The following is a 5,594-nucleotide window of genomic DNA, read 5'->3' as shown; positions in this document are numbered from 1 at the left end:
TCACTGAGAAGCGCCCTTCGACAAGCTCAGGGCTACGGTTAGAGTGATGCGTCAATTCTTCGGCGGAACCGGCAGCTCGGTCGCGTCGGGATCGGCGGTCTCGCGCTGCGGGGCGTTGCCGCTCGCCTGCGCTTCGAGATCGGCTGCCGCCTTCTGGCGCTCGGCCATCGCGCGCTCTTCGGCGACCACGGCGGCTTCGACTTCGTCGGAGGCTGCGTCGATGCCGGCGATGCGCTTGGCGCGCTCTTCGGCGATCATCGTCTGCCAGTCGGTCTTGTCGGCGGCCTTTTCCTCGGCGCGCGCGCCTTCGACCAGCGCCCGCGTGCAACCGGTGAAGCCGCCGAGCCCGACCGGCGAGCAGCTGTCGGTGCCGAAACGGCCGACGCGCTCCATCGACGTCACCCGGTTCAGCCACGCCTGGTTGCGCGGGTCGAGCGGGTCGCCGCCGCGGAACAGCTGGGGCACGCGATAGCGGTCCTGTTCGGGCAGGCGGTTACACACGACGATCTCGTCGGGGCTGCTCTGCTCGCACTTGTCGCTGCCATAGACGATGACCTGGTTGATCTTGTCGGCGTTCGACGTGTCGGCGTCCTGCGCCGCAGCGGGAAGCGCGAACAGGCTGCCGGCGAGGAACAGCGCGGCGAGGGGGAGGCGGGTCATCGGAACTTCCTTCGTCATTTCATGCGGCATGACACCGCGTGTCTGCATCGGTGATGAACGGGCAGCGGCTGGTGTATCAGATACGCTTCGACAGCGCGATGGCTGCGCGGCACCCGGCGCGGATCGCGAAGCTGAGCAGCGGATAGCCGGGGGCGCTTTCGGCGCCGGCGGCCAGCGCCGCTTCCTTGTGCTCGAGCTCCTCGGCGCGGAAATCGGCGACGGCGGCGCTGAGTTCGGGGTCGCTGTCGCCGAGTTCGTCGAGCTGTTCGCGATAATGGCGGTCGATCTCGGTCTCCACCGCAGCGGTGCATGCCATTGCGGCGCGGGGGCCCATCGCGGCCGTCACCGCACCGAGCGCGAAGCCCGCGACATTCCATACCGGCTGCAACGCGGTGGGCCGGACGCCGCGCCGCGCGACCATCGCGTCAAAGAATTTGCGGTGCCGTTCTTCCTGCTCGGCCATGTGCGCGATCTCGCGCGCCATCGGATGGCGATCGCCCATCACCGCGAGCTGGCCGGCATAGATGCGCGTGGCGCCATATTCGCCCGCCTGGTCGACGCGGATCATCGACGCATTCTTGTCGGTCTTGCTCATGCCGTCGATGTGGGCGTTTCGAGCCAAAGGGTCAAGCTGGCGCGCAAGGTCTTTGCCAAAGCCGCCGAACGCGATACCAACGGGATGGTCGCGCCGGAGGGAGGGGAGGTGCCGATGATTGGGAGCGCTTTGACGCGGACGGTGTTGACCGCTGTGAGCCTGTTGGCGACCGCCGCGCAGGCCCAGGTCCTGCCCGACCCGGAAAAATATGAAGGCGCGACCGACGCCGATTATGCCGCCGCCTTCGCGACCGAGATCGACGCGATATTATACAAGGAACGGCCCGACGACGCGCGCGACAGCCTGCGGACGATGGCGTCGTATCGCATCGCGCGGGCGCGCGATCTTTTGACGGCCGCGCCCGATGCCCGGCCGCTGATGCAGCATCCGCTGACGACCCGGTTGTTCGACGCCATCAACGCCTATCGCCTGACCAGTCCGGCCGATCGGGCGGCGATGAACGCGCTGCTCGACCAGATGGTGGCGCGCTGCGGTTCGCTGGTCGAGACCGACGCCATCTGTCGGCGCGCGATCGCGCTGTCGGCGTGGATGCTCGACACGCAGGGCGAAGATGCCGAGGCGCTGCCGCTGATCGAGCGGGCGCTGGCGGGCAAAGACGTCGCAAAACTTGTCGATCCCGCCGAGGGGCAGCTGTGGGGTCAACGCGCGGCGGTGCTGGCCGAGCTCGGTCGCACCGAAGAGGCGGTGAATTTGTGGCGTAAGCTCGCGACCAGCCCGCTGGCGCGCAGCGGCGAATCGCAGCAACGCTGGATCAATGACGGTCTTGCCGACGCCTTGGCCAAGGCCGGCCGGCCGGAAGAGGCCTTGCCGCTGCGCCGCGTGCTCGCCGAAGCGCCGACGAAAGGGTTTTTCCGAACGTACAACATCGTCCAATGGGCGAAGGCGTTGGCCGCCGCCGACCAGCCGGCCGAGGCCGAACAATTGTTGCTGGTCGAATATGACCGGTTGGCCGACCTCAACCACTATAGCGAACTCGATAACCTGTCCGACGTCACCGCGGCGCTGGTCGACCTGCATCTCGCGAAAGGCGATGTCGCGGCGGCGCAAAAGGAAATCGACCTGTTCAACGAGCAGTTCGCGCATCATTACGCTGACGGTAGCGGGATAAACAAGGCGGCGCTGGTCAATCCCAATTCGCGATCCTTTCGATTCGCGCGCGCGAAGGTGCAGCTGGCGCAGGGCGATGCACCGGCGGCGGCGGTGGACCTGGAATCGGTCGTGCGCGAATATGCCTCGCTGCTTCGGCTGGGCGGGATCGGCGACCAGGCGTTCGACCTTCTCGACACGCTGCCCGCCGAGGCGGTCAAGGTCGATCGCGCCAAATTACGCCGCGAATTGCAAGGCGAATTGACCGGCGCGCGCCTGGCGGCGCTGTGGCGTCAGGCCGAGACCGATCTTTTCGCCGGGCGCCTGACGGAGGCGCTTGCGGCCTATGAGCGGGCGGCTCCGCTTGCCGCCACCCAGATCGCCGACGATGCCGAGACGCGGGCGCGCATCTTACGGGGGCGTGGCCTTGCGCGCTTTGCCGCCGGGAACCGGGCGGGAGCGCTGGCCGACTGGCAGGAAGAAAAACGGATCGACGATATCCGGTTCAAGGTGCTGGAGGTCGACGGGGCCGATTGTTCGGTCAACATCTGGCTGGCGCAGGCGGCTGACACGCGGTCGCTGATCGGCCAGCGGCCGCCGGGGTGCCCGACGACCGGCGAGAATGAAAGCGACGTCGTTTTCGGCCAGCAATATGCGTTCTGGCTGCTGATGGGACTGGCGCGGCGCAACGATCCTACGTTGATGCCCGAGGTCCTGCCCTGGTTGCGATCGATGGTCGACAGCCTGCGGGCCAGCGAGCGCGCCTTTGTGCAGCCCGAATTTTCCGATGGTCGGGGCGCCGGGTACAGCTTCGTCGATCGGCTCGATTCGCCGCAGGCCGCGCTGGCCGATGCGTTGTGGGCGGCTGAATCGGGGCGCCCGTCGGCTGAGGCGACGACCGAGGCGTTCGACCTGCTGCAGGACGCTGCGCTGACCGGGACGGCCGAGGCGGTGTCGATCAATGCCGGGCGGGCGGCGGCGGCGGGGCGCGCGCCGGCGCTCGGAAAGCTGGCCGAGGAGTATCAGCAACTGGTCGCCTCGCTGCCATCGGGGCGGGACATGACGCCCCAGATGCAGACGCCGCCACCCCCTGCTCCGGTAGTACCGGTGCGCCCCTTTCGCTTCGACGACGAGAGTGATGCGGCCTTTGCCAAGCGCGAGGCGGAGTTCGTTGCCGCCGAAGCCGCCTATAAGCTCGAACTGGCGCGCTATGAGGATAATGTCCGTTTCGCGCGCGAGCGCGCGGACGAGTTACGCCGGGCGATGGCGCTACAGGCCGAAAAAGACGCGGCCGCGCTGGCCGTCCGCAAGAAACGGCTGACGCAGGTCGTCGGTGAACTGCAGGCCGAGTTTCCCGACTATTTCGCGCTGATCCGCCCGCGTCCGCTGGGGCTGGCCGAATTGCAGGCGCTGCTCGCGGATGACGAGGCGGCCCTGCTGTTGGTGCCGACCGACGGCGGGACACATGCGATCGCCGTGACCCGCGACGCCATCCGCTGGCACCGGTCCGGATGGAACAACAAGCGGCTCGATCGCGCCGTCACCCGGTTGCGCTGGGATTTGGGGGCCGACGTCAACGTCCCGGAGGAGGTTGCGGCGGTGTGGGAATCGCGCGGCGGGGGCGGTTATGCGTTCGACCGCACGCTGGCCTTCCAGCTCTATCGCGAACTCATCGAACCCCTCGGCCCCACGCTCGCCGGGAAAAAATTCGTCCTTGCGACCACGGCGGGCGCGCTGTCGGCCTTGCCGCTTGGCGTGCTGGTCAGCGAAGCGCCGCAGGGCGACGATGGGGACCCCGACGCCTTGCGTGCGACCAAATGGCTGGCCGACGCCTTTGCGCTGACGCATTTGCCGTCGCTGCAAACGCTGCAGTTTGAACGCGCCAAGGCGGCCGATCCGGCGCGCTCCGCCGATGCGGCGCCGCGCTTCGCGGGGTTCGGCGACCCGGTGCTGCTGGGCCCGCCGCGCGCGCGGCGTGGCGGGCGTGATGCCCGGCGGGCGATGGGGGCGACGGCAAATGCGGTGTCGGGGGAGCAGGTCGACCAGTTGCGGAGCCTGTCGCGACTGCCCGGAACCGCGACCGAGCTTGAAGCGCTGCGCGCTTCGCTGAACGCGCCGGCCTCGACGCTCCGCATGGCCGAGCGTGCGACCGAGCCGTCGGTGTTTGCCGCCGACCTGTCGCAGATCAGCATCTTGTCCTTTGCCACCCATGGCCTGCTGCCCGGCGATGTGGAGGGGCTGGGCGAAGCGGCGCTGGTCTTCACCCCGCCCGTCACGCCGGGCCCGGACGATGACGGGTTGCTGACCGCGTCCGAAGTCGCCGGGCTGCGGCTCAATGCCGACTGGGTGATCCTGTCGGCGTGCAACACCGCGACGGGCGAGGCCGGAAAGGCGACCGGGCTCGGCGGGCTCAGCCGCGCCTTCCTGTTCGCCGGCGCCCGCAACCTGCTGGCGTCGCACTGGCCGGTGCGCGACGATGTCGCGAGCGTGGTTACGGTCAAGGCGATCGCGGCGGCCCGTGAGGTGCCCGGACGGACGCGGGCCGAAGCGCTGCAAATCGCGATGCGCGCGATCCGCGACGATCGGCGCGGCGACGATTTCTTCCAAAGCTGGGCGCACCCCAACGCCTGGGCGGCGTTCGAGCTGATCGGCGATATCGGGCGCTAGCCCGGCATCGGCTCAGGCGGCGCGGCGCGGGCGCCGCAACAGCGCGAGCACCAGCGCTGCGGCGCCGACCGAGAAGATCGCGTTGAACCCGGCGAGCGAGATCGGGCCGAGAGTCCATTGCGGTACGTCGCAGCGGATGATCGGCGCGGCCATGATGTCGTCGAGGGTGACGGGGCCGCTGGCGCTGGTGCTGCACGTCGTCAGCCCCTCCCACCAGCCATATTCGACCCCGGCGTGAAAGACGCCGATCAGACCGCTGATCGCGATCGCCACCGCCGCGAGCAGGGTCAGTGCGCGCATCGCGCCGTCATTCTTGCGCAGCACGAGCGCGAGCAGCGCCAGCACGATCGCCGCCTGGTGCGGCCAGCGTTGCCAGTAGCACATTTCGCACGGGTGCAGGCCAAAGCCATATTGCGACACCAGCGCGCCGCCATAGAGCAATAGCGGCGCGGCCAGCGCGACGAGCGGCGCGGCGATACGCGAGTTCAGCATGTCGGACCCCTAAACATGTCGGTCAAGTTTGAACCGTAGCCCTGAGCCTGTCGAAGGGCGCCTATCCGAGAAG

Annotated in this window: 4 protein-coding genes; 1 reads left to right on the top strand and 3 read right to left on the bottom strand. The window is 68.6% G+C overall.

All coding sequences use genetic code 11. From position 1 onward, the window contains the following. Positions 1-51: 51 nt before the first annotated feature. Positions 52-660 carry a hypothetical protein gene (locus ACREB7_RS20370; protein ID WP_431594081.1) on the bottom strand — a complete coding sequence of 203 codons (609 nt, stop codon included), beginning with the start codon at positions 658-660 and terminating at the stop codon, positions 52-54. A 76-nt stretch (positions 661-736) separates the two neighbouring features. After that, complete coding sequence (locus tag ACREB7_RS20365) at positions 737-1,255, bottom strand: demethoxyubiquinone hydroxylase family protein (RefSeq protein ID WP_431594080.1); 519 nt, start codon at positions 1,253-1,255, stop codon at positions 737-739. 141 nt (positions 1,256-1,396) lie between these two features. Between ACREB7_RS20365 and ACREB7_RS20360 the strand changes: the two genes are divergently transcribed. Continuing rightward, a complete protein-coding gene (locus tag ACREB7_RS20360; RefSeq protein ID WP_431594079.1) occupies positions 1,397-5,029 on the top strand; it encodes a CHAT domain-containing protein in 3,633 nt (1,210 codons plus the stop codon). 12 nt (positions 5,030-5,041) lie between these two features. Here ACREB7_RS20360 and ACREB7_RS20355 read toward each other — a convergent pair whose 3' ends face one another. Next, positions 5,042-5,521, bottom strand: coding sequence for a disulfide bond formation protein B (locus ACREB7_RS20355; protein WP_431594078.1), 480 nt, complete (start codon positions 5,519-5,521; stop codon positions 5,042-5,044). Positions 5,522-5,594: the final 73 nt, after the last annotated feature.

This window comes from Sphingopyxis sp. (assembly GCF_050725615.1).
In the GTDB taxonomy this organism is placed as follows: Bacteria; Pseudomonadota; Alphaproteobacteria; order Sphingomonadales; family Sphingomonadaceae; genus Sphingopyxis.
The sequence above is the reverse complement of the archived record's forward strand: the minus strand, read 5'-3'. Positions and strand labels throughout refer to the sequence as shown.